At 71.3% G+C, this 24,618-nt stretch carries 21 protein-coding genes; 17 read left to right on the top strand and 4 right to left on the bottom strand.

The window, feature by feature from the left end; translation table 11 throughout:
• Positions 1-85: 85 nt before the first annotated feature.
• Complete coding sequence (locus ACZ4A5_RS06660) at positions 86-931, bottom strand: C40 family peptidase (protein WP_467579023.1); 846 nt, start codon at positions 929-931, stop codon at positions 86-88.
• 714 nt (positions 932-1,645) lie between these two features.
• Here ACZ4A5_RS06660 and ACZ4A5_RS06655 point away from each other — a divergent pair.
• From ACZ4A5_RS06655 to nuoN, 14 genes are all read left to right on the top strand, one after another.
• Positions 1,646-2,005, top strand: coding sequence for an NADH-quinone oxidoreductase subunit A (locus ACZ4A5_RS06655; RefSeq protein ID WP_398868928.1), 360 nt, complete (start codon positions 1,646-1,648; stop codon positions 2,003-2,005).
• A gap of 13 nt (positions 2,006-2,018) precedes the next feature.
• Complete coding sequence (locus ACZ4A5_RS06650; protein WP_467579020.1) at positions 2,019-2,573, top strand: NuoB/complex I 20 kDa subunit family protein; 555 nt, start codon at positions 2,019-2,021, stop codon at positions 2,571-2,573.
• Positions 2,570-3,307 (top strand): NADH-quinone oxidoreductase subunit C, encoded by a 738-nt coding sequence (locus ACZ4A5_RS06645; protein ID WP_467579018.1) that lies wholly within the window; start codon positions 2,570-2,572, stop codon positions 3,305-3,307. The genes ACZ4A5_RS06650 and ACZ4A5_RS06645 overlap by 4 nt, the downstream gene beginning before the upstream one ends.
• A complete protein-coding gene (locus ACZ4A5_RS06640; RefSeq protein WP_467579016.1) occupies positions 3,307-4,629 on the top strand; it encodes an NADH-quinone oxidoreductase subunit D in 1,323 nt (440 codons plus the stop codon). The genes ACZ4A5_RS06645 and ACZ4A5_RS06640 overlap by 1 nt, the downstream gene beginning before the upstream one ends.
• Before the next feature lie 109 nt (positions 4,630-4,738).
• Entirely contained in the window at positions 4,739-5,563 is an 825-nt protein-coding gene (gene nuoE / locus ACZ4A5_RS06635; protein ID WP_467579139.1) for an NADH-quinone oxidoreductase subunit NuoE, read from the top strand.
• Positions 5,560-6,939 (top strand): NADH-quinone oxidoreductase subunit NuoF, encoded by a 1,380-nt coding sequence (gene nuoF, locus ACZ4A5_RS06630; RefSeq protein ID WP_467579014.1) that lies wholly within the window; start codon positions 5,560-5,562, stop codon positions 6,937-6,939. Before nuoE ends, nuoF begins: the two co-directional genes overlap by 4 nt.
• Entirely contained in the window at positions 6,936-9,443 is a 2,508-nt protein-coding gene (locus ACZ4A5_RS06625) for an NADH-quinone oxidoreductase subunit G (RefSeq protein ID WP_467579012.1), read from the top strand. The genes nuoF and ACZ4A5_RS06625 overlap by 4 nt, the downstream gene beginning before the upstream one ends.
• 35 nt (positions 9,444-9,478) lie before the next feature.
• The gene (gene nuoH, locus ACZ4A5_RS06620; RefSeq protein ID WP_467579137.1) at positions 9,479-10,819 is read left to right on the top strand and encodes an NADH-quinone oxidoreductase subunit NuoH; all 1,341 of its coding nucleotides are present in this window, start codon (positions 9,479-9,481) and stop codon (positions 10,817-10,819) included.
• Positions 10,812-11,408 carry an NADH-quinone oxidoreductase subunit NuoI gene (gene nuoI / locus ACZ4A5_RS06615; protein WP_467579009.1) on the top strand — a complete coding sequence of 199 codons (597 nt, stop codon included), beginning with the start codon at positions 10,812-10,814 and terminating at the stop codon, positions 11,406-11,408. The genes nuoH and nuoI overlap by 8 nt, the downstream gene beginning before the upstream one ends.
• Positions 11,405-12,232, top strand: coding sequence for an NADH-quinone oxidoreductase subunit J (locus tag ACZ4A5_RS06610; RefSeq protein ID WP_467579007.1), 828 nt, complete (start codon positions 11,405-11,407; stop codon positions 12,230-12,232). Before nuoI ends, ACZ4A5_RS06610 begins: the two co-directional genes overlap by 4 nt.
• Positions 12,229-12,528: an NADH-quinone oxidoreductase subunit NuoK gene (gene nuoK / locus ACZ4A5_RS06605; RefSeq protein ID WP_398868936.1), complete on the top strand. Its 300-nt coding sequence runs from the start codon at positions 12,229-12,231 to the stop codon at positions 12,526-12,528. Before ACZ4A5_RS06610 ends, nuoK begins: the two co-directional genes overlap by 4 nt.
• A gap of 12 nt (positions 12,529-12,540) precedes the next feature.
• Positions 12,541-14,436 (top strand): NADH-quinone oxidoreductase subunit L, encoded by a 1,896-nt coding sequence (gene nuoL / locus ACZ4A5_RS06600; RefSeq protein WP_467579005.1) that lies wholly within the window; start codon positions 12,541-12,543, stop codon positions 14,434-14,436.
• Positions 14,437-14,438: 2 nt separating this feature from the next.
• On the top strand, positions 14,439-16,061 hold the full coding sequence (locus tag ACZ4A5_RS06595; protein WP_467579003.1) for an NADH-quinone oxidoreductase subunit M: 1,623 nt from the start codon (positions 14,439-14,441) through the stop codon (positions 16,059-16,061).
• The gene (nuoN, locus tag ACZ4A5_RS06590) at positions 16,058-17,710 is read left to right on the top strand and encodes an NADH-quinone oxidoreductase subunit NuoN (RefSeq protein WP_467579001.1); all 1,653 of its coding nucleotides are present in this window, start codon (positions 16,058-16,060) and stop codon (positions 17,708-17,710) included. Before ACZ4A5_RS06595 ends, nuoN begins: the two co-directional genes overlap by 4 nt.
• Positions 17,711-17,771: 61 nt before the next feature.
• Here nuoN and ACZ4A5_RS06585 read toward each other — a convergent pair whose 3' ends face one another.
• The 3 genes from ACZ4A5_RS06585 to fahA form a co-directional block, all read right to left on the bottom strand.
• Positions 17,772-18,275, bottom strand: a complete 504-nt coding sequence (locus ACZ4A5_RS06585; protein WP_467578999.1) for a hypothetical protein — start codon at positions 18,273-18,275, stop codon at positions 17,772-17,774.
• Positions 18,276-18,347: 72 nt separating this feature from the next.
• On the bottom strand, positions 18,348-18,998 hold the full coding sequence (locus tag ACZ4A5_RS06580) for a GOLPH3/VPS74 family protein (protein WP_467578997.1): 651 nt from the start codon (positions 18,996-18,998) through the stop codon (positions 18,348-18,350).
• Positions 18,995-20,170: a fumarylacetoacetase gene (gene fahA, locus ACZ4A5_RS06575; protein WP_467578995.1), complete on the bottom strand. Its 1,176-nt coding sequence runs from the start codon at positions 20,168-20,170 to the stop codon at positions 18,995-18,997. The genes ACZ4A5_RS06580 and fahA overlap by 4 nt, the downstream gene beginning before the upstream one ends.
• 324 nt (positions 20,171-20,494) lie before the next feature.
• On the opposite strand from fahA, the gene ACZ4A5_RS06570 reads away from it, so the two are divergent.
• The 3 genes from ACZ4A5_RS06570 to ACZ4A5_RS06560 all read left to right on the top strand — a co-directional run bounded on the left by ACZ4A5_RS06570 (position 20,495) and on the right by ACZ4A5_RS06560 (position 24,283).
• Complete coding sequence (locus ACZ4A5_RS06570) at positions 20,495-21,754, top strand: carboxylate--amine ligase (protein ID WP_467578993.1); 1,260 nt, start codon at positions 20,495-20,497, stop codon at positions 21,752-21,754.
• Positions 21,755-21,794: 40 nt separating this feature from the next.
• Positions 21,795-22,997 (top strand): NAD(P)-binding domain-containing protein, encoded by a 1,203-nt coding sequence (locus tag ACZ4A5_RS06565; RefSeq protein ID WP_467578991.1) that lies wholly within the window; start codon positions 21,795-21,797, stop codon positions 22,995-22,997.
• Positions 22,998-23,272: 275 nt separating this feature from the next.
• Positions 23,273-24,283 carry a polyprenyl synthetase family protein gene (locus ACZ4A5_RS06560; RefSeq protein ID WP_467578989.1) on the top strand — a complete coding sequence of 337 codons (1,011 nt, stop codon included), beginning with the start codon at positions 23,273-23,275 and terminating at the stop codon, positions 24,281-24,283.
• Positions 24,284-24,618: the final 335 nt, after the last annotated feature.

The following is a 24,618-nucleotide window of genomic DNA, read 5'->3' as shown; positions in this document are numbered from 1 at the left end:
GTACGCGAAAGGGCCGCCGTCCCCGAGCGGTGGGGAGCGGCGGCCCTTTCACGAGGCGCGAGGCTCAAGAGCCAGGCGCGAGGCGTCACATGACGCGCACGGCACCCGTGGGCATGTCGAAGCTGAGGTCGCGCTCGACCACACCGGAGCTGGGGTTCTGCGCGCCGATGAACTTTCCGCCGCCGACGTAGACGGCGACGTGGTAGGCGCTGCCCGCGGAGCCCCAGTAGAGGATGTCGCCGGGCTGGAGGTTGCTCAGCGACACCTGCGTACCGGCGGTCGACTGGTCCTGCGAGACGCGCGGCAGGCTGATGCCGATCTGGTTGTACGCGGACATGACCAGGCCGGAGCAGTCGTACGAGGAGGAGCCGGTGGCACCCATCACGTACGCCTTGCCGAGCTGCGCCTGGAGGAAGGAGATCAGCGTGGCGGTGCTGCCGCTGCCGACGGACGCCGAGGAGGACGACGCGGCGGAGGACGCCTCGTCGGAGGAGTCCGCGGCCAACTTGGCGCTGAGGGTCTTGCGCTCGGTGGCGCGGGAGGCGCGGGCCTCCTCCTGCTCGCGCTTCTCCTTCTCCGCGGCGGCCTTCTTCTCCGCGGCGTCGGCGATGCGCTGAGCCTCGTCCTTGGCCTGCTTGGAGGCGTCCTTGGCCGTGTCGTCGGCCTTGTCCTGCTGCGCGCTCTCCTGGTAGCCGAAAGCGGTCTGCTGGGTGGCAGCGGCGCTCTGCGCGATGGAGGAGGAGATCGTCGCGTTGATCGCCGGCATCTCCATCGTGGCCTCGGTGGGCTTCTCGACGGCGGTGGCGGAACCGGCGCCGGCCACGGCCAGGGTGCTGAGGACGCCACCGGCAACACCCGTGCGCACGACCCACGACTGGGTGGCCGTACGACGGGGCTTCCGGTGGCTGGTTATATGCGCGTTCGGGGACATGGGACAACGGACTATCAGGCCGCGCAGGTTGAGTTCAATAAAGGTGGCGTGCGTCACAATGGCCATGTCCGCGGCCACAATTCGGGCATTTGATCACGACGAAGTCACGGCGGCCCATGTCGCGTCGGGCGTGAACAGGCCCCTCAGCACGGGGTTTGGCCGCCGGGGGTGACCGGCGGCGGGCATATCACCTTTACGACTCGCGTGTCGAGGCTACCCACGGAAACGGGGTTCCGAACCTCCCGGAGCGTGGCACAGCTCACGCCCCGCCCGCCTCCCGCCGCGCGCTCGTGAACCGGGGCACGGAGCGACGGCCGACGCCCCGCCGGCCGGCACCGGCTCAGTGAGCGGCGCCCCTATATCAGTTGACGATCTCCGATGCCAATTTGCGTGCTGCGACCACGTCTTGATAAAGCCACACCTCTCCGACCAGCGCCGCGACCGTCAATTGTCACCTCTCGTGATCACTCGACCGCTTCGTGTACGAAGATCGGCGCTCATCCGACTTGATGATCGTTCGTCAGGTGGTGGAGATCACAAACACGGGCCCGCACCCCGTGTCGCAGATCACAGACCGGCGGGCATAGGATGCAGGCGACCCGGGCTTGTGAACTGCCTCACATAGGGGTGATCTTCGCGGAGACCACCGGAGGCGGGGCGCCGCCGGGGTCCGGTCAGCCAGCAGTCAGCGTCGACTGGAAGGAGCGAGGAGCGGTGAACGCCTACGCGCCCATCCTCGTACTGGGAGCCCTCGGAGCAGGCTTCGCGATCTTCTCCGTGGTCATGGCCTCGCTCATCGGGCCCAAGAGGTACAACCGCGCCAAGCTCGAAGCCTACGAATGCGGCATCGAGCCCACCCCGCAGCCCGCCGGGGGCGGGCGCTTCCCGATCAAGTACTACCTGACGGCGATGCTCTTCATCGTCTTCGACATCGAGATCGTCTTCCTCTACCCCTGGGCCGTCACCTTCGACTCCCTGGGGCTGTTCGGGCTCGTCGAGATGCTGCTCTTCGTGCTCACCGTCTTCGTCGCCTACGCCTACGTCTGGCGCCGCGGCGGCCTGGAATGGGACTAGGGGGCACCACACCATGGGACTCGAAGAGAAGCTGCCCAGCGGTTTCGCGCTGACCACCGTCGAACAGGCCGCCGGGTGGGTGCGCAAGGCGTCCGTCTTCCCGGCCACCTTCGGACTCGCCTGCTGCGCCATCGAGATGATGACCACCGGCGCCGGGCGCTACGACCTCGCCCGCTTCGGCATGGAGGTCTTCCGCGGCTCACCGCGCCAGGCGGACCTGATGATCGTGGCCGGCCGGGTCAGCCAGAAGATGGCGCCGGTGCTGCGCCAGGTCTACGACCAGATGCCCAACCCGAAATGGGTGATCTCCATGGGTGTCTGCGCCTCCAGCGGCGGCATGTTCAACAACTACGCGATCGTCCAGGGCGTCGACCACATCGTGCCGGTCGACATCTATCTGCCCGGCTGCCCGCCGCGCCCCGAGATGCTGATGGACGCGATCTTGAAGCTGCACAAGAAGATCCAGGGCGAGAAGCTCGGCGTGAACCGCGAGGAGGCCGCCCGCGAGGCGGAGGAGGCGGCGCTGGGGGCCCTGCCGCTGATCGAGATGAAGGGTCTGCTGCGGTGAGCGAGCCGACGAACGGCGTCAACCCCGACAAGGACGTCAACGCCCAGAACCTCCCCGGTCAGCGCGGCGGCACGGGCGAGGCCATCCGCGTCCAGCGCGGCATGTTCGGCACCCGCAACGGCGGCGACACCTCCGGCTACGGCGGGCTCGTCCGGACCGTGCGGCTGCCGGGCTCCACGTCCCGGCCGTACGGCGGCTGGTTCGACGAGGTCGCCGACGAGCTCGAAGGGGCGCTGGAGGAGCAGGGACTGCTCCCGCGGAACGCGATCGAGAAGACCGTCGTCGACCGCGGCGAGCTCACCTTCCACATCGCCCGCGAGCACCTGCCGCGCGTCGCCCGCACCCTCCGCGACGACCCGGCGCTGCGCTTCGAGCTGTGCACCGGCGTCAGCGGCGTCCACTTCCCCGAGGACAAGGGGCGGGAGCTGCACGCGGTCTACCACCTGCGCTCGATCACCCACAACCGGCTGCTCCGGCTGGAGGTGAGCGCCCCCGACAGCGATCCGCACGTGCCCTCGATCGTGGACGTCTATCCCACCAACGACTGGCACGAGCGCGAGACGTACGACTTCTTCGGCCTCGTCTTCGACGGCCACCCGGCGCTCACGCGGATCATGATGCCGGACGACTGGCAGGGCTTCCCGCAGCGCAAGGACTACCCCCTCGGCGGCATCCCCGTCGAATACAAGGGCGCACAGATCCCGGCTCCGGACCAGCGGAGGTCGTACAACTGATGAGCACTCCCCCCGCAAGCCCGCGCGACACCACCGAGGGCACCGTCTACACGGTCACCGGCGGCGACTGGGACGAGATCGCCACGGCCGCGAAACGGGCCGACGACGAGCGCATCATCGTCAACATGGGCCCCCAGCACCCCTCCACGCATGGAGTGCTCCGGCTGATCCTGGAGATCGACGGCGAGACCGTCACCGAGGCCCGCTGCGGCATCGGCTATCTCCACACCGGCATCGAGAAGAACCTCGAATACCGGAACTGGACCCAGGGCACCACCTTCGTCACGCGCATGGACTACCTCACGTCGTTCTACAACGAGACGGCGTACTGCCTGGGCGTGGAGCGGCTGCTGGGCATCGAGGAGCAGATCCCGGACCGGGCCACCGTCGTCCGCGTGCTGCTGATGGAGCTGAACCGTCTCTCCTCCCACCTGGTGTGCATCGCCACCGGCGGCATGGAGCTCGGCGCCACCACGATCATGATCTACGGCTTCCGGGACCGCGAGATGGTCCTGGACCTCTACGAGCTCATCACCGGCCTGCGGATGAACCACGCGTACGTCCGCCCCGGCGGGCTCGCGCAGGACCTGCCGCCGGGCGCGGTGGACGCGGTGCGCGAGTTCGTGAAGAAGATGCGCAGGAACCTGCCGGAGTACGACAAGCTCGCCACCGGCAACCCGATCTTCAAGGCCCGGATGCAGGACGTCGGTTATCTGGACCTCGCCGGCTGCCTCTCGCTCGGCGCGACCGGCCCCGTCCTGCGCGCCGCCGGCCTCCCGCACGACCTCCGCAAGGCGCAGCCCTACTGCGGCTACGACACCTACGACTTCGAGGTGCCGACCGCCGACACCTGTGACGCGTACGGGCGCTTCCTCATCCGGCTGGAGGAGATGCGGCAGTCCCTGCGGATCGTCGAGCAGTGCCTGGACCGGCTGGCGCCCGGCCCGGTCATGGTCGCCGACAAGAAGATCGCCTGGCCCGCCCAGCTGGCCCTCGGCCCGGACGGCCTCGGCAACTCCCTCGACCACATCAAGAAGATCATGGGCACCTCGATGGAGGCCCTGATCCACCACTTCAAGCTGGTGACGGAGGGCTTCAGGGTGCCGCCCGGCCAGGCGTACGCGGCGGTGGAGTCCCCCAAGGGCGAGCTCGGCGTGCACGTGGTGAGCGACGGCGGCACCCGGCCCTACCGGGTCCACTTCCGCGACCCGTCCTTCACCAACCTCCAGGCCATGGCGGCGATGTGCGAGGGCGGCCAGGTGGCCGACGTCATCGTCGCGGTGGCGTCGATCGACCCTGTGATGGGAGGCGTGGACCGGTGAGCGACGCACACGCGGCCACTCGGCCGCGGATGACTACGAAGGCCGCACCTCTGCGCCGCGTGGGCGGAGAAGCGAACAGGGGGACGCAGTGAGCGACGTCCAGTTGGGGATGCCCCAACTCCCGGCTCCTGATTACCCCGCCGATGTACGGGCCCGGCTGGAGGCCGACGCCAAGGAGGTGATCGCCCGCTATCCCGACAGCCGCAGCGCGCTGCTGCCCCTGCTGCACCTCGTGCAGGCCGAGGAGGGGCATGTCACCCGCACCGGCCTGCGCTTCTGTGCCGAGGTGCTCGAACTGACCGTCGCCGAGGTCACGGCGGTGTCGACCTTCTACTCGATGTACCGCCGCGGGCCGGGCGGGGACTACCAGGTCGGCGTCTGCACCAACACGCTGTGCGCGGTGCTGGGCGGTGACGCCATCTTCGACGCCCTGCGCCGCCACCTGGGCGTCGACAACGGCGGCACCACGGACGACGGCAAGGTCACTCTCGAACACATCGAGTGCAACGCGGCCTGCGACTTCGCGCCCGTGGTGATGGTCAACTGGGAGTTCTTCGACAACCAGACCGTCGAGAGCGCCAAGGCCCTCGTCGACGACCTGCGCGCCGGGCGCACCGTGGAGCCGACCCGCGGCGCCCCCCTGTGCACCTATCAGGAGACGGCCCGCATCCTGGCCGGCTTCCCGGACCCGCGGCCCGGCGCCGTCGAGGCGTCCGGTGCCGCCGGGCCCGCGACCCTCGCGGGCCTGCGGCTGGCCAGGGGCGAGGCCCCGGCCGCCCACGTCGGCCCGCCGCGCGGCGCGCCCGCGGCGGACGGGCCCTCGCGCGAGGCGGGCCCCGCCGAGCACCCCAGCTCCCACGACGCGCCCCAGCAGACATCGGCCTCGGACCCCGGCTTCCCGGCCGGTCCCGTGACCGAGGAGGGGGAGGAATGACCATGGCACCCGCGAACGGTGGGACTCCCCGGCCCGCGGCCGGGGCAGGGGCCGACCCCGAGAAGCTGCTCGTGCCCGTGCTCAGCGCCTTCTGGGACCAGCCCCGGTCCTGGACGCTGGACACCTATCTGCGGCACGAGGGCTACGCGGGCGCGCGCAAGGCCCTGGCGATGACCCCCGACGACGTGATCGCCTATGTGAAGGACGCCGGGCTGCGCGGCCGGGGCGGCGCGGGCTTCCCGACCGGGATGAAGTGGCAGTTCATCCCCCAGGGCGACGGCAAGCCGCACTACCTCGTCGTCAACGCGGACGAGTCGGAACCGGGCACCTGCAAGGACATCCCCCTCCTCTTCGCCAATCCGCACGCCCTCATCGAGGGCATGCTGATCGCCTGCTACGCGATCCGCTCCCGGCACGCCTTCGTCTATCTGCGCGGCGAGACCGTCCCCGTGCTGCGGCGGCTGCACGAGGCCGTGCGCGAGGCGTACGACGCGGGCTACCTCGGCCGGGACGTCCTCGGCAGCGGGCTCGACCTCGACGTCACCGTGCACGCGGGGGCGGGCGCCTATATCTGCGGCGAGGAGACGGCCCTCCTCGACTCCCTCGAAGGGCGGCGCGGCCAGCCCCGGCTGCGGCCCCCCTTCCCGGCGGTGGCGGGGCTCTACGCCTGCCCCACCGTGGTGAACAACGTCGAGTCCATCGCGTCGGTTCCCGCGATCCTCAACCGGGGCAAGGAATGGTTCCGTTCGATGGGCAGCGAGAAGTCCCCGGGCTTCACGCTCTACTCCCTCAGCGGCCACGTCGCGGGTCCCGGGCAGTACGAGGCACCGCTCGGCGTCACCCTGCGCCAGCTCCTCGACATCAGCGGCGGCATGCGCCCGGGCCACCGGCTCAAGTTCTGGACGCCGGGCGGCTCCTCGACCCCGCTGCTCACGGAGGAGCACCTCGACGTCCCCCTGGACTACGAGGGGGTGGGCGCCGCCGGGTCCATGCTCGGCACCAAGGCGCTCCAGTGCTTCGACGAGACGACCTGCGTGGTGCGGGCCGTCACCCGGTGGACCGAGTTCTACGCCCACGAGTCCTGCGGCAAGTGCACGCCCTGCCGCGAAGGCACGTACTGGCTGGTGCAGTTGCTCCGCGACATCGAGGCCGGGCGGGGCCGCATGACGGACCTGGACAAGCTGGCCGACATCGCCGACAACATCAACGGCAAGTCCTTCTGCGCGCTCGGTGACGGCGCCGCGAGCCCGATCTTCTCCTCACTGAAGTACTTCCGCGCGGAGTACGAACAGCACATCAAGGGGAAGGGCTGCCCCTTCGACCCCGCGAAGTCCACGGCGTGGGCGGACGGGAACCACCAGGAGGTATCCGCATGACCGTCACCACGCCGGCTTCCTCCGGGGGAGGGAACGCGGCGGTGCCCCCGGACGACCTGGTCTCCGTCACCATCGACGGCATCACGCTCTCCGTGCCCAAGGGGACGCTGGTCATCCGCGCCGCCGAGCTCGTCGGCATCGAGATCCCGCGGTTCTGCGACCACCCGCTGCTCGACCCCGCCGGGGCCTGCCGGCAGTGCATCGTCGAGGTCGAGGGCCAGCGCAAGCCGATGGCGTCCTGCACCATCACCTGCACTGACGGCATGGTCGTACGGACCCAGCTCACCTCGCCCGTCGCCGAGAAGGCGCAGCGCGGTGTGATGGAGCTGCTGCTCATCAACCACCCGCTCGACTGCCCCGTCTGCGACAAGGGCGGCGAGTGCCCGCTGCAGAACCAGGCGATGTCCGCGGGACAGGCGGACTCCCGCTTCGAGGGCCGCAAGCGGACCTTCGAGAAGCCGGTGCCGATCTCCACCCAGGTGCTCCTCGACCGCGAGCGCTGCGTGCTGTGCGCGCGCTGCACCCGCTTCTCCCAGCAGATCGCGGGCGACCCGATGATCGAGCTGCTGGAGCGGGGCGCGCTCCAGCAGGTGGGCACCGGCGAGGACGTGCCGTTCCAGTCGTACTTCTCCGGCAACACCATCCAGATCTGCCCGGTGGGCGCGCTCACCTCGGCGGCGTACCGATTCCGCTCCCGGCCCTTCGACCTCGTCTCCTCGCCGTCGGTGTGCGAGCACTGCGCGGGCGGCTGCGCGACGCGTACGGACCACCGGCGCGGCAAGGTGATGCGCCGCCTCGCGGCCGACGACCCCGAGGTCAACGAGGAGTGGGTGTGCGACAAGGGCCGCTTCGCGTTCCGCTACGCGCGACGCCCGGACCGGCTGACCACCCCGCTGGTGCGTGGTGCCGGGGGCACCCTGGAGCCCGCGAGCTGGCCCGAGGCGCTGGAGGCGGCGGCCCGCGGGCTGGCCGCCGCGCGCGGCCGGGCGGGCGTGCTGACGGGCGGGCGGCCGACGGTCGAGGACGCCTACGCCTACGCCAAGTTCGCGCGCGTCGCCCTCGACACGCACGACGTGGACTTCCGGGCGCGCGCGCACAGCGCGGAGGAGGCCGACTTCCTCGCGGCGCGGGTCGCCGGGCGGGGGCGGGACCTGGACGGCACGGGGGTGACGTACCGGACGCTGGAGCAGGCGCCCGCCGTGCTGCTCGCCGGGTTCGAGGCGGAGGAGGAGGCGCCCGGCGTCTTCCTGCGGCTGCGCAAGGCGCACCGCAAGCACGGGCAGCGCGTCTTCTCCCTCGCCACGCACACGACTCCCGGTCTGCTGAAGGCGGGTGGCACGCTGCTGCCCGCGGCGCCGGGCACGGAGCCGGAGTGGCTGCGGGCGCTGGCGGACGCCACCGGGCTGGATGCCGCCGGACAGGCGGCGGCCGAGGCGCTGCGCGCGGACAGCTCGGTGATCGTCGTCGGCGAGCGGCTGGCGGCCGTGCCGGGCGCGCTGACCGCGGCGCTGGCGGCCGCGGGGGCCACCGGGGCGGGCCTGGTGTGGATCCCGCGCCGGGCCGGGGAGCGGGGCGCGCTGGAGGCCGGCGCGTTGCCGGGCCTGCTGCCCGGCGGCCGGCCGGCCACCGACCCCCGCGCGCGGGAGGAGACGGCGGCCGCCTGGGGGGTGGCCGACCTGCCGCGCGGCACCGGCCGGGACACCGGCCAGATCGTCGAGGCCGCGGCCACCGGCGAGCTGGGCGCCCTGCTGGTGGGCGGGGTGGAGGTCGCGGACCTGCCCGACCCGGCACGCGCGCGTGCGGCGCTGGACGCCATCGGCTTCCTGGTGAGCCTGGAGCAGCGGCCGAGCGAGGTGACGGAACGGGCGGACGTGGTGCTGCCGGTCGCGGCGGTCGAGGAGAAGGCGGGCACGTTCCTCAACTGGGAGGGGCGGGCCCGCCCCTTCGAGGTCGCCATCAAGCTCGATCAGCTGACGCGCCATCATGTGCCGCCGGACGTCCGGGTGCTGCACATGCTGGCCGACGCGATGGGCGTGGCCCTCGCCCTGCCGGACGTCGACGCCGCGCGCGCGGAGCTGGACCGCCTCGGCCCCTGGGACGGCGCCCACGCGGCCGACCCCGCCGAGCCCGGCCGGCCGCTGCCGCCGCCCGGCGCCGGCGAGGCCGTGCTCGCGGGCCACCGGCTGCTTCTGGACCAGGGACGCCTGCAGGAGGGCGACGAGGCACTCGCCGGCACGCGGCACGCCGCGGTCGCCCGGCTCTCCGCCGCGACCGCCGCCGAGGCGGGGGCGCGCGAGGGGGACATGCTGGCCGTGACCGGCCCGGCCGGGAGCGTGCGGCTGCCGCTGCGGATCACCCCCATGCCGGACCGGGTGGTGTGGCTCCCGCTCAACTCCGTGGGCACCGGCGTCACCGACGGCACCGGCGCCCGCCCCGGCGAGCTCGTACGCATCGCCGCTGCCGTCGGCGACGGCACCGGAACCGAGACACCGGAGGCACGGTAGTGAAGGCATACGCACTGGCCGCCGAGGACCTGTCGATGTTCGGCCGGGACCCGTGGTGGCTGATCGTCGTCAAGGCCGTCTTCTGCTTCGCGTTCGTCATGCTGACGGTGCTGTTCTCGATCGTCTGGGAACGCAAGGTCGTCGCGTGGATGCAGCTGCGCATCGGCCCCAACCGGCACGGCCCCTGGGGCATGCTCCAGTCCCTCGCGGACGGCATCAAGCTGATGCTCAAGGAGGACGTGGTCGTCAAGCGGGCCGACAAGGTCGTCTACGTCCTCGCGCCCGTCGTCGCGGCCATCCCGGCCTTCATGGCGATCGCCGTGATCCCCTTCGGCCCGGCCGGGAACGAGATCTCGATCTTCGGCCACCGCACCACGATGCAGCTCACCGACCTGCCGATCGGCGTGCTCTACATCCTCGCCACCGCGTCGGTGGGCATCTACGGCATCGTCCTCGCGGGCTGGTCCTCCGGCTCGACCTATCCGCTGCTCGGCGGCCTGCGGTCGTGCGCCCAGATGATCTCGTACGAGATCGCGATGGGCGTCTCCTTCGCCGCGGTCTTCCTCTACTCGGGGTCGATGTCGACCTCGACGATCGTGGACGCGCAGCACGACCGGTGGTACGTCCTGCTGCTGCCGGTCTCCTTCCTCATCTACATCGTGGCGATGGTCGGGGAGACCAACCGGGCGCCGTTCGACCTGCCGGAGTCCGAGGGCGACCTGGTCGGCGGCTTCAACACCGAGTACTCCTCCATCAAGTTCGCGATGTTCATGCTCGCCGAGTACGTCAACATGGTCACGGTCTCGGCCGTCGCGGTGACGCTGTTCCTGGGCGGCTGGCGGGCCCCGTACCCCGTCTCGGCGTTCTGGGAGGGGGCGAACCACGGCTGGTGGCCGATGCTGTGGTTCGTCATCAAGCTCCAGCTGCTGCTGTTCTTCTTCATCTGGCTGCGCGGGACCCTGCCGCGGCTGCGCTACGACCAGTTCATGAAGCTGGGGTGGAAGGTCCTCATCCCGGTCTCGATGGTGTGGCTGATGCTCGTCGCCGCGGTCCGGGCCATGCGCAACGAGCACTACGACTTCCAGCGCATCGTGCTCTACGTGGGCGGCGCGGTCGTCGCGGTCCTGCTGCTGTCCTTCGTGGCCGACGTCTTCCGCGACCGCGGCGCGAAGGCGGGGCAGGAGGCGGAAGAGGCCGCTCCGCGAGGGGAGTTCGACCCGATGGCGGGCGGCTTCCCCGTGCCCCCGCTGCCCGGTCAGACCCTGCCGCCCGTGCCGCGCAGGCCCTCGCGCCAGGCCCGCGAGCTCATTGTCAGTGGTGGAGTGAATACTGTCAGTGACGGTCCCCGAGACGGAAAGGAGGGCGAGGGTGACTGACTTCCAGAACCCCGTGGCCGGCTTCGGCGTGACCTTCAAGGCCATGTTCAAGAAGCGGCTGACCGAGCAGTATCCGGAGGAGAAGAAGCACACCGCGCCGCGCTTCCACGGCCGCCACCAGCTCAACCGGCACCCGGACGGGCTGGAGAAGTGCATCGGCTGCGAGCTGTGCGCCTGGGCCTGCCCGGCGGACGCGATCTATGTCGAGGGCGCGGACAACACCGACGAGGAGCGCTATTCGCCCGGCGAGCGCTACGGCCGCGTCTATCAGATCAACTACCTCCGCTGCATCCTGTGCGGCCTGTGCGTCGAGGCGTGCCCCACCCGGGCCCTGACCATGACCAATCAGTACGAACTGGCCGACTCCAGCCGCGAATCGCTCATCTACACCAAGGAGGAGCTGCTCGCGGGCCTGGAGGACCGCATGGTCGACACCCCCCACGCGATCTTCCCCGGCATGACCGAGAAGGACTACTACCGCGGTCTGGTGACGGAGGCCGCGCCGGGCACGGTGCGGCAGGTGGCCGTCTCCAAGGGCGAGCAGCCGCCGGAGGCCGCGGCCGCCCAGGCCGGGGAGGGGCGGTCATGAGCGCCCTCGCCGCCGCGGGCACGGCCTCCACCGGTGAGGCCGTGCAGTTCTGGCTGCTGGGCACCGTCGCCGTCATCGGCGCGCTGTCCACGGTGCTGATGAAGAGGGCCGTGCACAGCGCCCTCTCGCTGGCCGGCACCATGATCGTGCTCGCGGTGTTCTACCTCGCCAACGGCGCCTATTTCCTGGGCGTCGTCCAGATCGTGGTCTACACCGGCGCCATCATGATGCTCTTCCTCTTCGTGGTCATGCTGGTCGGCGTCACCGCCGCCGACTCCCTGAAGGAGACCATCAGGGGCCAGCGCTGGCTCGCCGGGCTCTGCGCGCTCGGCTTCGGCATCCTGCTGGTCGCGGGCATCGCCAACGCCTCCCTGAAGGACTTCACCGGGCTCGGCCAGGCCAATTCCGGTGGCAATGTGCAGGGGCTCGCGGCGCTCATCTTCACCAAATACGTCTTCGCCTTCGAGATCACCGGCGCGCTGCTGATCACCGCGGCCGTCGGGGCGATGGTCCTCACCCACCGGGAGCGCACCGAGCGGCCCGTCGGCCAGCGCGAGCGCTCCCAGGCGCGGGTGCGCTCGGGCAAGCAGGTGCCGCCGCTGCCCGCCCCCGGCGTCTACGCCCGGCACAACGCCGTGGACGTTCCCGGCCTGCTGCCCGACGGCACCCCCGCCGAGCTCACCGTCAACCCCACGCTGCGCTCCCGCGGCCAGATCCGCGACGTCTCCGGCGAGGCGCTGGAGGAGCTGGCGGCCCTGGAGCAGCGGTCCGCGGAGTGGGTCGGCCGCGGCCGCGGCGAGGACGCGAAGGAGGCTCGCAAGTGAACCCGGTCAACTACCTCTATCTGGCGGCCGTGTTGTTCACCATCGGTGCCGCCGGTGTGCTCATCCGGCGGAACGCGATCGTCGTCTTCATGTGCGTCGAGCTGATGCTGAACGCCTGCAACCTGGCGTTCGTCACCTTCGCCCGGCTGCACGGCAATCTGGACGGCCAGATCATCGCCTTCTTCACGATGGTGGTGGCCGCCGCCGAGGTCGTGATCGGCCTCGCGATCATCGTGTCGGTCTTCCGCTCCCGCCATTCGGCCTCGGTCGACGACGCCGCCCTGCTGAAGCTGTAAGGGGACGCTGACGTGGAGAACCTCATCGGACTGCTCGTCGCGGCCCCCCTGCTGGGCGCGGGCCTGCTGCTGTGCGGCGGCCGCCGGCTGGACCGCGCCGGGCACTGGATCGGCACGCTGCTCGCGGCGGTGTCCTTCGCGCTGGGCGTGGTGCTCTTCGCCGGCCTGCTCGGCAAGGGCCGCGAGGACCGCACGCTCACCTCGCACCTCTTCAGCTGGGTGCCGGTCGGCGGCTTCCGCGCGGACGTGGGCTTCCAGCTGGACCAGCTGTCCATGACCTTCGTCCTGCTGATCACGGGGGTGGGCGCGCTGATCCACCTCTATTCGGTCGGTTATATGGAGCACGACGAGCGGCGCCGCCGCTTCTTCGGCTATCTGAATCTCTTCCTCGCCGCGATGCTGCTGCTCGTCCTCGCCGACAACTACCTCCTGCTGTACGTCGGCTGGGAGGGCGTCGGCCTCGCGTCGTATCTGCTGATCGGCTTCTGGCAGCACAAGCCGAGCGCGGCCACCGCCGCCAAGAAGGCGTTCCTCGTCAACCGCGTGGGCGACATGGGCCTGTCCATCGCGATCATGCTGATGTTCACCACGTTCGGCTCCTTCGCCTTCGGCCCGGTCCTCTCCCACGCCACGGGCGCGGGGGAGGGCAAGCTGACGGCCGTCGGGCTGCTGTTGCTGCTCGCCGCGTGCGGCAAGTCCGCCCAGGTGCCGCTGCAGTCCTGGCTCGGTGACGCGATGGAGGGCCCGACCCCGGTCTCGGCCCTCATCCACGCGGCGACGATGGTGACCGCGGGCGTCTATCTCATCACCCGCTCCGGCGCGATCTTCAACGCGGCACCGGATGCCCAGACCGCGGTCGTCACGGTCGGCGCGGTGACGCTCCTCTTCGGTGCGATCGTCGGTTGTGCGAAGGACGACATCAAGAAGGCCCTGGCGGGCTCGACGATGTCCCAGATCGGCTACATGATCCTCGCCGCCGGGCTCGGTCCCGTCGGATATGTCTTCGCGATCATGCACCTGGTGACCCACGGCTTCTTCAAGGCGGGTCTCTTCCTCGGCGCCGGTTCGGTGATGCACGGCATGAACGACGAGGTCGACATGCGGCGTTACGGCGGCCTGCGCAGGTATATGCCGGTCACCTTCGTCACCTTCGGCCTCGGCTATCTGGCCATCATCGGCTTCCCCGGCCTGTCCGGCTTCTTCTCCAAGGACAAGATCATCGAAGCCGCCTTCGCCAAGGGCGGCACCGAGGGCTGGATCCTCGGCGGCGCGGCCCTGCTGGGCGCGGCCATCACGGCGTACTACATGACGCGCGTGATGATCCTGACCTTCTTCGGCGAGAAGCGCTGGCAGTCGGACGCGGACGGCAACGCCCCGCACCCGCACGAGTCGCCCACGACCATGACGATCCCCATGATCGTGCTCGCCTTCGGATCGGTTTTCGCCGGTGGGCTGTTCAGCATCAACGACACCTTCCTGAAGTGGCTGGAGCCGGTCACCGGGCACGCGGAGGGCCATTCCCCCGTCAGCGCGCTCACCGTCACGATCGGCACCATGGCCGTCCTCGTCCTCGGGGTGGCGCTCGCCTGGGCGCAGTACGGCCGCGGGCCCGTCCCCGTCACGGCGCCGCGGGGGAACGTGCTCACCCGGGCCGCCCGGCGCGACCTGCTCCAGGACGACTTCAACCACGTCGTGCTGGTCCGCGGCGGTGAGCACCTCACCCGCAGCCTGGTCTACGCCGACCACACGCTGGTCGACGGCGTGGTCAACGGCACGGCCGCCTCCGTCGGCGGGCTCTCGGGCCGGATGCGCAGGCTCCAGAACGGCTACGCGCGGTCGTACGCGGTCTCGATGTTCGGCGGTGCGGCCCTGCTCATCGCCGCGACCCTGCTGATGAGGGCGGTCTGATCATGTCTTTTCCCCTGCTGACGGTCACGGCCGCGGTGCCCGCGGCCGGCGCGGTCGTGACCGCCGCCGTCCCGGCCGCGCGCCGCACGGCCGCCAAATGGCTCGCGCTCGGCTTCGCGCTGGCCACGCTCGCGCTCGCGGGTGTGCAACTGGCCCGGTTCGACCCGGACTCCGGGAAGCCGTTCCAGCTGACCGAGTCGCACGCCTGGATCAAGGACTTCGGGGTGCGCTACGACCTGGGGGTCGACGGCATCGCCGTGGTGCTGATCGCCCTGGCCGCGCTGCTGATCCCCTTCGTGATGCTGGCCGGCTGGCATGACGCCGACCCGCTCGAAGAGCCCGCGCCCAACCGGCGCTGGCGGCCCACCCAGGGCTTCTTCGCGCTGATCCTGATGGTCGAGGCGATGGTGGTGATCTCCTTCGAGGCCACCGACGTCTTCCTCTTCTACATCTTCTTCGAAGCCATGCTGATCCCGATGTACTTCCTCATCGGCGGCTTCGGTGACCGGGCGGGCGGGCGGACCGAGGCGGAGACGGCGGCCCAGCGCTCGTACGCGGCCGTGAAGTTCCTGCTCTACAACCTCGCCGGCGGGCTCATCATGCTGGCCGCCGTCATCGGGCTCTACGCCGTCACCGCGCACCAGCTCGGCACCGGCACCTTCTCCCTCCAGGAAATCGTCCAGGCGCGGGCGGCCGGCGAGCTGCACTTCGCGACCGTCACCGAACGGGCCCTGTTCCTCGGCTTCTTCTTCGCCTTCGCGGTGAAGGCGCCGCTGTGGCCGCTGCACACCTGGCTGCCCAACGCCATGGGCGAGTCCACCGCGCCCGTCGCCGTGCTGATCACCGCGGTGGTCGACAAGGTCGGCACCTTCGCGATGCTCCGCTTCTGCCTCCAGCTGTTCCCCGAGGCGTCGAAGTGGGCGACCCCGGTGATCATTGTGCTGTCGGTGATCGGCATCCTCTACGGCGCGCTGCTCGCGGTCGGCCAGCGGGACATCAAGCGGCTGATCGCCTACGCGTCGATCTCGCACTTCGGCTTCATCATCCTCGGCATCTTCGCGATGACCACCCAGGGCCAGGGCGGCGCGACGCTCTATATGGTCAACCACGGCATCTCCACGGCCGCGTTGATGCTGGTCGCCGGCTTCCTGATCTCCCGCCGCGGATCCCGGCTGATCGCCGACTACGGCGGGGTGCAGAAGGTCGCGCCGGTCCTCGCGGGGACGTTCCTGGTGGGCGGTCTGGCCACGCTCTCGCTGCCGGGCCTCGCACCGTTCGTCTCCGAATTCCTGGTCCTGGTCGGCACCTTCAGCCGCTATCCGGCCGCCGGGATCGTCGCGACGCTGGGCATCGTCCTCGCCGCGCTGTACGTCCTGGTGCTCTACCAGCGCACGATGACCGGCCCGGTGCGGGAGCCGGTGCGCGGCATGCCGGACCTGAAGGTGCGCGAACTGGTCGTCGTCGGGCCGCTGATCGCCCTGCTGATCTTCCTCGGCGTCTACCCCAAGCCGCTGACGCAGATCATCGACCCGGCGGTCGGCCGGACGATGTCGCAGGTGCACAAGGTCGACCCCAAGCCCCAGGTGCCGACTTCCCCGACGAACGATGTGGAGGCCGCGAAGTGAGTCACGCAGCATTCGTCCACAGCCTGTGGACGATGTCGGCCGACCCGGCGAAGAAGATCCCGGCTCCTCATATCGAGTACGCCCAGCTGTCACCGACGCTGATCGTCCTCGGCGCCGCCGTGCTCGGCGTCCTCGTGGAGGCGTTCCTGCCGCGCCGCCTGCGCTATACGGCGCAGACCCTGCTGAGCGCCGCCGGCCTCGTCGCCGCGTTCGCCGCCGTCATCGCTCTGGCCGCCGGCGGCTACGGCACCGGCAAGGCGCACGCCGCCGCCATGGGCGCCGTCGCCGTCGACGGCCCGGCGCTGTTCCTCCAGGGGACCATTCTCCTGGTCTCCCTGATCGCGGTGTTCACCTTCGCCGAGCGGCGCCTGGACCCGAAGGCGCACGGCAGGCGCGTCGACTCCTTCGTCGCGCAGGGCGCCGCCGTGCCGGGCGGCGAGGCCGAACAGGCCGCCGTGAAGGCCGGGTTCACCACCACCGAGATCTTCCCCGTCGTGCTCTTCGCGGTCGCGGGCATGCTCGTCTTCCCCGCCGCGAACGACCTGCTGACCCTCTTCATCGCGCTGGAGGTCTTCTCCCTCCCGCTGTACGTGCTGTGCGCGCTCGCCCGCCGCCAGCGGCTGCTGTCCCAGGAGGCGGCGGTCAAGTACTTCCTGCTGGGCGCCTTCTCCTCGGCGTTCCTGCTGTTCGGGGTGGCGCTGCTCTACGGCTACGCGGGCACGGTCACCTACGCCGGGATCGCGGATGTCGTGAGCGGCACGGTCAGGACGGTCGACCCCGCCCTCGCCTCGACCACGGGCAACGACGCGCTGCTGCTGATCGGCGGGGCGCTGGTGCTGATGGGGCTGCTGTTCAAGGTGGGCGCGGTGCCCTTCCACATGTGGACCCCCGACGTCTATCAGGGTGCCCCCACGCCGGTCACGGGCTTCATGGCCGCCGCCACCAAGGTCGCCGCCTTCGGCGCGCTGCTGCGCCTGCTGTACGTGGTCCTGCCGGGGCTGCGCTGGGACTGGCGGCCGGTGATGTGGGGCGTCGCGATCGTCACCATGCTGGTGGGCGCGATCGTCGCCGTCACCCAGACGGATGTGAAGCGGCTGCTCGCCTATTCCTCGATCGCGCACGCCGGGTTCATCCTCGCCGGTGTCATCGCCGTCAGCCCGGACGGGGTCTCCTCCGTCCTCTTCTATCTGGCGGCGTACTCCTTCGTGACCCTGGGCGCCTTCGCCGTGGTGACGCTGGTGCGCGACGCGGGCGGCGAGGCGACGCACCTGTCCAAGTGGGCCGGTCTCGGCCGCCGTTCGCCCCTGGTGGCCGCCGTCTTCGCGGTCTTCCTGCTCGCCTTCGCGGGCATCCCGCTGACCAGCGGCTTCACCGGGAAGTTCGCGGTCTTCAAGGCCGCGGCGCAGGGCGGCGCGGTGCCGCTGGTCATCGTCGGTGTGGTGTCCTCGGCGATCGCCGCGTTCTTCTACATCCGGGTGATCGTGCTGATGTTCTTCAGCGAGCCGAAGGCCGACGGGCCGACCGTGGCGGTGCCGAGCGCGCTGACCTCCACGGCGATCGCGGTCGGGGTGGCGGTCACGCTCGTCCTCGGTGTCGCCCCGCAGTATTTCCTCGATCTGGCGGGCCAGGCGGGGGTCTTCGTGCGGTAGGCGCGAGAAGGCGACAGGCGCGCTGCCCGGCACCCCGCGGAGGGTGCCGGGCAGCGGTGCGTCAGTGGCCGAGCTTGCCGGGCAGCTCGACGGCGGGCTTGCCGTCCGCACTCACGGTCTTGGTGAGGGTGTCCTCCTTGCCGGAGGCCCAGGCCACCGTGAGCGTCTTGGCGTCCACGCTCTTGATGGTGCCCTTGGTGTACTCGCTGCTGCCGTCCTGGCAGTGGGTGATGTTGATGGTGACCGGCTGCGCGCTGTCGACGACGGTGCCGGAGCAGGCCGTCTTCCCGCTCAGCATCACCATGTTCCCGGAGAAGGACATGATCAGCATGCTCTTGTCCATGAGCTTGCCCTTGGACCAGCCGCCCCTGAGGTCGGCGGCCTTGACATTGCCGCCCTTGGCCGGGGCGTCGGGTGCCGGGGCGTCGCCCGGCGTCTGCTGCCCGGCGGCGGCCGGTGGTGTGGCGGACTTGTTCTTGTCCTTGTCGTCGCTCTGGCTGCTGCAACCGGTCATCAGCACAGCGGCGGTGAACGCCGCCCCCGTGATCTGTACTGCCTTGCGCACGTGCGCTCGCTCCTCCGTAGTGGATCTGGACACGACAAATTAGCAGTCCTGATCCACTGCTCCGGAGCGGCGTCAGCCGGCGTCCGCGGACCGGTCGCGTTGCACGTTGCGGTGGACCGCGAGCGCCGGCCACACCACGCGCACCAGCTGCCGCGTCGCCCTGCGCGCCGGCCGCCCCTCGGGGCCGGGGTGGAGGCGGCGGCCCGCGCCGGTGGCCGCGAGGAGGGCGGCCAGGGCGCGGCCGCGCGGCTCGGCGAAGCCCGTACGGACGGCGGCGGCCAGGTGCTCACGTGCCTCGGTGGTCCGCTCGGCGGGCCCCGCGGGGAAGCGCGTACAGGGGAAGAGGCCGAGCACCCTCACCCGCTCGGGGCGCAGCGCGCCTTGCTCCACCAGCCGCCGCAGCCAGGGCTCCTCCAGGCGGCGCGAGACGCGGCGCACCCAGGCGGCCGCCCGCGGCCCCCGGCCCGCCCGGCCCTTGCCGGGCGGGGGCAGCGTGGCGAGGGCCATGGCCAGCAGGGGGTCCGCCGGGGGCACGGGGCTGGTCGCGGTGGGGCGGCCGTGCTCCTCCACGATCCGCCCGGCCAGCTCCAGTTCGGCGAGCACCGCCCCGGCCACGCCGTACTGGAGGAAGCGATGCCGGCACAGCTTGCGTCCGGTGACCGGATCGAAGGAGAGCAGCAGCAGTTCCTCGGGCAGCGTGAGGCCCGGGGCGGCGCCGGTCATGACCCGGCCGTGCGCGCGGGCGTGATCCTGCCGGTCACCTCGCCGAGGCCGATACGGGCGCCGTCGGGACCCGGTGCCCAGGCGGTGAGGGTGACCTCGTCGCCGTCCTCCAGCCAGGGGCCCTTGCCCTCGGTGAGTTCCAGCAGGCAGCCGCGCTGGTCGGGCTCGGGCCCGCTGACCGTGCCGGAGGCGAAGAGGTCGCCGGTGCGCAACGAGGCGCCGTTGACGGTCATATGGGCGAGCTGCTGGGCCGCCGTCCAGTACATGGAGGCGAAGGGCGGCCGGGAGACCCGCTCGCCGTTGATGGTCACCTCGATGCGCAGGTCGATGCCGCCCGGCTCCGCCGCGGAGTCGTCGAGGTAGGGCAGCAGCGGGTGGGTGCGCTCCGGCGGCGCGGTGCGCGCCTCGTCGAAGGCGTCGAGCGGGGTGATCCAGGCCGAGACGGACGTCGCGAAGGACTTGCCGAGGAACGGGCCCAGGGGGACGTACTCCCACGCCTGGAGGTCGCGCGCCGACCAGTCGTTGACCAGGCACACGCCGAAGACGTGCTCCCGGAAGTCGCCGAGGGGCACCGGGGTGTTCGGCGGCGCGGGCGTGCCGACGACGAAGCCGACCTCGGCCTCGATGTCGAGGCGCGTCGACGGCCCGAACACCGGCCCGTCCGACGTCCGCCGCTGCCCCTGGGGGCGGACCACGTCGGTGCCGGAGACCACGACCGTGCCCGCCCGGCCGTGGTAACCGATCGGCAGGTGCTTCCAGTTGGGCGTGAGCGGGTCGCCGTCGGGCCGGAAGATGCGGCCGACGTTGGTGGCGTGGTGCTCGCTGGCGTAGAAGTCGACGTAGTCGGCGACCTCGAAGGGCAGGTGCAGCGTCACCTCCTCCAGCGGGTGGAAGTGCTCTCCGCCCAGCCAGCCGCGGATCTCCGCGCGGACGCCCTGCCACACGGAGCGGCCCGCGGCCAGCAGGGGGTTGAGCGTCGGCTCGTCCAGCAGCCCCGCGTACGCCGAGCCGTGCGCGGCGGCGGCCGCGGCGGCGTCGAGGACGTGAGCGCCGTAGCGGACGCCGATCCGGCGGCGCTCCGGGGCGTCGGGCGTCGAGAAGACGCCGTACGGGAGGGTGGCCGCGCCGAAGGGATCGCCTTCGGGAAGCTCGCGGGGGCTGTGCTGGGGCATGGGACGCTGCCTCGCTCTCTCCTGGACGTCTGGTGACCGTCCGTGCCCACATTACGTGCTGGCGGCCGCCAGACAAGGGGTGAGCGAAAGGGGTGGTGAGGGGCGTGCGCGCCGCGCGCGCGGACAGGGGGTGAGCGCTGCTCCGGACGCCGTCCACCCCGGCTCGGAACGGCCTTCGGCGAGCGCGCCCGAACCGCTGTCCGACCGCTCACTAAAGGGCGAGCAATGTCCGGTAATTCCTTGCTGGAAGCAGTAATTCCGAAGTAGCGTCCTTAATCGGGTCACGCACAGTGGGGGGCCGCTGCGGCTGAGTGGCCAAGGGGGATGCTGGTGGCGAGCAGGCACACGTCCATCGCGGCGGACCGGTCCGTTCCGGGGCTCATCATGAAAATCGGCGATTACCCCCTGCATCACGGCGGGGTCGGCGCGATCCGCAGCCTCGGCAGGCTCGGTATCCCGATGTACGCCATCACCGAGGACCGCTGGACCCCCGCCGCCGTATCCCGTTATCTGCGCGGTGGTTTCATCTGGCCGACCACCGGCCGCGAGCGTCCCGAGGAGCTCGTCGAGGGGCTGCTGGGCATAGGCCGGTCCATCGGCCGCCCCGCGGTGCTGCTGCCCACCGACGAGGAGGCCGCCGTCCTCGTCGCCGAGCACGCCGAGCAGCTGTCGGAGAGCTTCCTCTTCCCGCCGGTGGAGCGGGAGTTGCCGCGCCGCCTCGCGAGCAAGCAGGGGCTGCACGAGCTCTGCGTGGAGCACGGGGTGCCGTCCCCGGACGCCCTCTTCCCCTCCTCGTACGCGGAGATCGCGGAGTTCGCGGCGCGCGCCCGCTTCCCGCTGGTGGCGAAGAACCGCGAGGCGTTCGAGCGGCGCCGCAGGCCCGCCGTGCACGGCACCACCCGCATCGGCGGCCCGCGCGAGCTGCTGGCCCTGGCGCGGGGCTGGGGCCCCTCGCCCGGGGTGATCCTCCAGGAGTACCTGCCCCGCGAGCAGGCCGAGGACTGGATCGTGCACGCGTATTTCGACGCGGAGAGCACCCCGCTCGCGCTGTTCACCGGCGTCAAGGTGCGCTCCTGGCCGCCGCACGCGGGCATGACGGCCCACGCGTACGTCGTCGACAACCCCGAACTGGCCGGCATGGCAGCCCAGTTCATCAAGCAGGTCGGCTTCAGCGGGATCATCGACCTGGACTGGCGCTTCGACCGGCGCGACGGCCGCTACAAGCTGCTGGACTTCAACCCCCGGATGGGTGCCCAGTTCCGCCTCTTCGAGAACGAGGCGGGCGTCGACGTCGTCCGGGCCCAGCACCTCGACCTGACCGGGCGCAAGGTCCCCGAGGGGGAGCAGCTCGCGGGCCGCCGGTTCGTCGTCGAGAACATCGACCTGCCGGCTCTCGCCGCCTACCGCCGCAGTGGCTACACCACCCCGCACGCGCCCGCGCGGGCGAGCGGCACGGAGCTGGCCTGGGCCGCCCGGGACGACATGAAGCCGTTCTTCACCATGCTCGCCCGGTTCGTGAAGCCGGGTGTCCGGCACCTCTGGCAGCTGTGGCGCTCCAGGCGTGCCGCTGCTCTCGTCGATTGATTCGATCAATTCGAGCAAGCAATGCCCTGGGAGGGGACTCGTGACACTTCCCGTCGTAGTCATCGGGGCCGGTCCGTACGGACTGTCGACCGCCGCCCATCTGAAGGCGCACGGCATAGCGACCCGGGTCTTCGGTTCGCCGATGGTGAGCTGGCGGGAGCACATGCCCGCCGGAATGCTGCTGAAATCCACCCCGGTGGCGTCGAGCATCGACGCGCCTCAACCGGGGCACACGCTGCTCGACTTCTGCCGTGACGTGGGGGAGCGGCGGTACGAATCGGACTGGGACGCCATCCCGGTCGAGGTCTTCGCCCGTTACGGCCTGTGGTTCCAGGAGCGCCTGGTGCCGGATCTGGAGCAGGTGCGGGTGGTGTCCGTGGACCGCAGGTCCACCGCCTTCGAGCTGAAGCTGGACTCCGGCGAGCAGTTCGCGGCCCGTGCCGTGGTGGTCGCGACCGGGCTCAGCGGCTTCGCGCGGCTGCCGGCCGAGCTGGCCGCGGCCGTGCCGGACGGCCCGTCGGTGAGCGGCCCCATCTCGCACAGCTCGCAGCACGAGGACCTCTCGCGGTTCGCCGGGCGCGATGTCGTGGTCGTCGGCGCCGGGCAGTCGGCGCTGGAGAGCGCCGTGCTGCTGGCGGAGGGCGGGGCCGCGTCGGTGCGGGTGCTGGCGCGGCGCCGGGGCGCGGTGCGCTTCGGGGCGGCGCCGGACGGGCAGTCGCCGCTGAAGCCGGACACGCCGTTCGGGCGGGCCTGGTCGCTGTACGCGTTCTCGTATTACGCGGACGGCTTCCGCAGGCTCCCGGCGCCGGCCCGGAAGTATCTCGTCCAGCGGGTGCTCGGGCCGCTCGGCGCCTGGTGGCTGCGGGATCGTTTCATCGGCCGGGTGCAGGTCACGGAGGGCAAGAGGATCGTCCGGGCGAGGGTGGAGGACGGCCGTCCTGTCCTGGCGCTCGCCGGGCCCGACGGGTCCACCGAGGGGGAGCTCGCCGCGGACCACGTCCTCGCGGCGACCGGCTATCACGTCGATCTGGCCGCCCTCGACTTCCTCGGCCACGGCCTGCGGACCAGGCTCGCGGTCGGCGCGGGCGGCCCCCGGCTGGGCCCCGGCTACCACTCGTCGGTCCCGGGCCTGTTCTTCACGGGCCTCCCGGCGGCGGCGAGCTACGGACCGGTGATGCGGTTCGTCTGCGGCACGGAGTACGCGTCGCCGCGGCTGGCGAAGGCGGTGGGCGCCCTTTCGTGAGGCGGGGTCGCGCCGGTGGGAGGGTCCGGTTCCGGGTTGGCCGGAACCGGACCCTCCCACTGCCGCGCGACGAGCGGCAGAGCCGCGCCAGGGCCCGTGTCAAGGGGGTCAGGAGGCCCGCCCCCGGGGGATGACCGCGTACATAACGGGGCACACGTCCGGTCGACCGGGAAGGCGCCCACGGTGATCGACAGCCGACCGGATACGCTGACTTTCGGTGGAGACAGCGACACATCGACAATCCCCGTGTTCGCAGGCAGACAGGAGTACCCCTCGTGACCGTCGTCGGGCCTTTTGGGCTGAACGTGCGGGACCAGGCTCTTGAAGCCGATGTCCAGGCCGGTTTGGCCGCCGTCGAGGAGGGCCTCCTCGAGGCCACCAAGAGCGACGTGCCCTTCATCACCGAGGCGGCCCAGCACCTCGTCCGGGCCGGCGGCAAGCGGTTCCGCCCGCTGCTGGTGATGCTCGCCGCGCAGTTCGGCGACCCGCACGCCCCCGGCATCGTGCCCTCGGCCGTCGTCGTCGAGCTCACCCACCTGGCCACGCTCTACCACGACGACGTCATGGACGAGGCGGAGGTGCGGCGCGGCGTCGACAGCGCCAACGCCCGCTGGGGCAACTCCGTGGCCGTCCTGACCGGGGACTTCCTCTTCTCCCGGGCCTCCTACATCCTCGCCGACCTGGGCCCGGAGGCCGTCCGCATCCAGGCCGAGGCGTTCGAGCGGCTGGTCACCGGCCAGATCCTGGAGACGGCCGGGCCGCGCGACGGCCGCGACCCCATCGAGCACTACCTCGACGTCCTCGCGGGCAAGACCGGTTCGCTGATCGCCGTCTCCGGGCGGTACGGCGCGATGATGTCCGGCGCCGACGAGCGCACCGTCGACATCCTCACCCACTACGGCGAGCGGCTCGGCATCGCCTTCCAGCTCGCCGACGACGTCCTCGACATCGCCAGCGACTCCCACGAGTCCGGCAAGACGCCCGGCACGGACCTGCGCGAGGGCATCCCCACGCTGCCGGTGCTGCACCTGCGCGCCCAGGCGGCGGCGAGCGGCTCGGCGGAGGACCGCCGGCTGTGCGAGCTCCTCGACGGCGACCTCAGCGACGACGCCGTGCACGCCGAGGTGCTTCGGCGCTTGCGCGCGCATCCGGCGCTGGAGCAGGCGCGGCGGGACACGGTCCGCTACGCGGAGGAGGCCCGGGCGATCCTGGCTCCTCTGCCGGAGGGGTTCGCGAAGGCGGCGCTGGAAGATCTCTGCGACGCGGTCGTGCATCGGGCGGGTTGACGGGGGTTGGGAGCCTGCGGGTTTCGTTGCCGCCTGCGGCGGGGGCGGCCTGCGGCCGCGTCCTCAATCTCCCCCAGCTAACGCTGGGAGGTGCCCCCAACGGGCTGTTTGTTCCCCAGCCCCGCCCCTTCCCGGCCGCATCTGATGTACGGCTCCGCCGCGTGGGGGCGCCGCCCCAGACCCCATAACACGCTTCGCGCGTTGTCCTCAAGCGCCGGACGGGCTGAAAACAAAAAGAGCAGGCGCGCCCCACAACCCGATGTCGCCCCCCGGCACCCACCACCACCCAGGCCCGGCCGGCGATCGAGGCCGCGCCCGCAGGGCGCTCCCGCCGC

The organism is Streptomyces sp. NPDC025618 (assembly GCF_055558795.1).
This window is presented reverse-complemented; position numbering and strand designations above follow the sequence as displayed.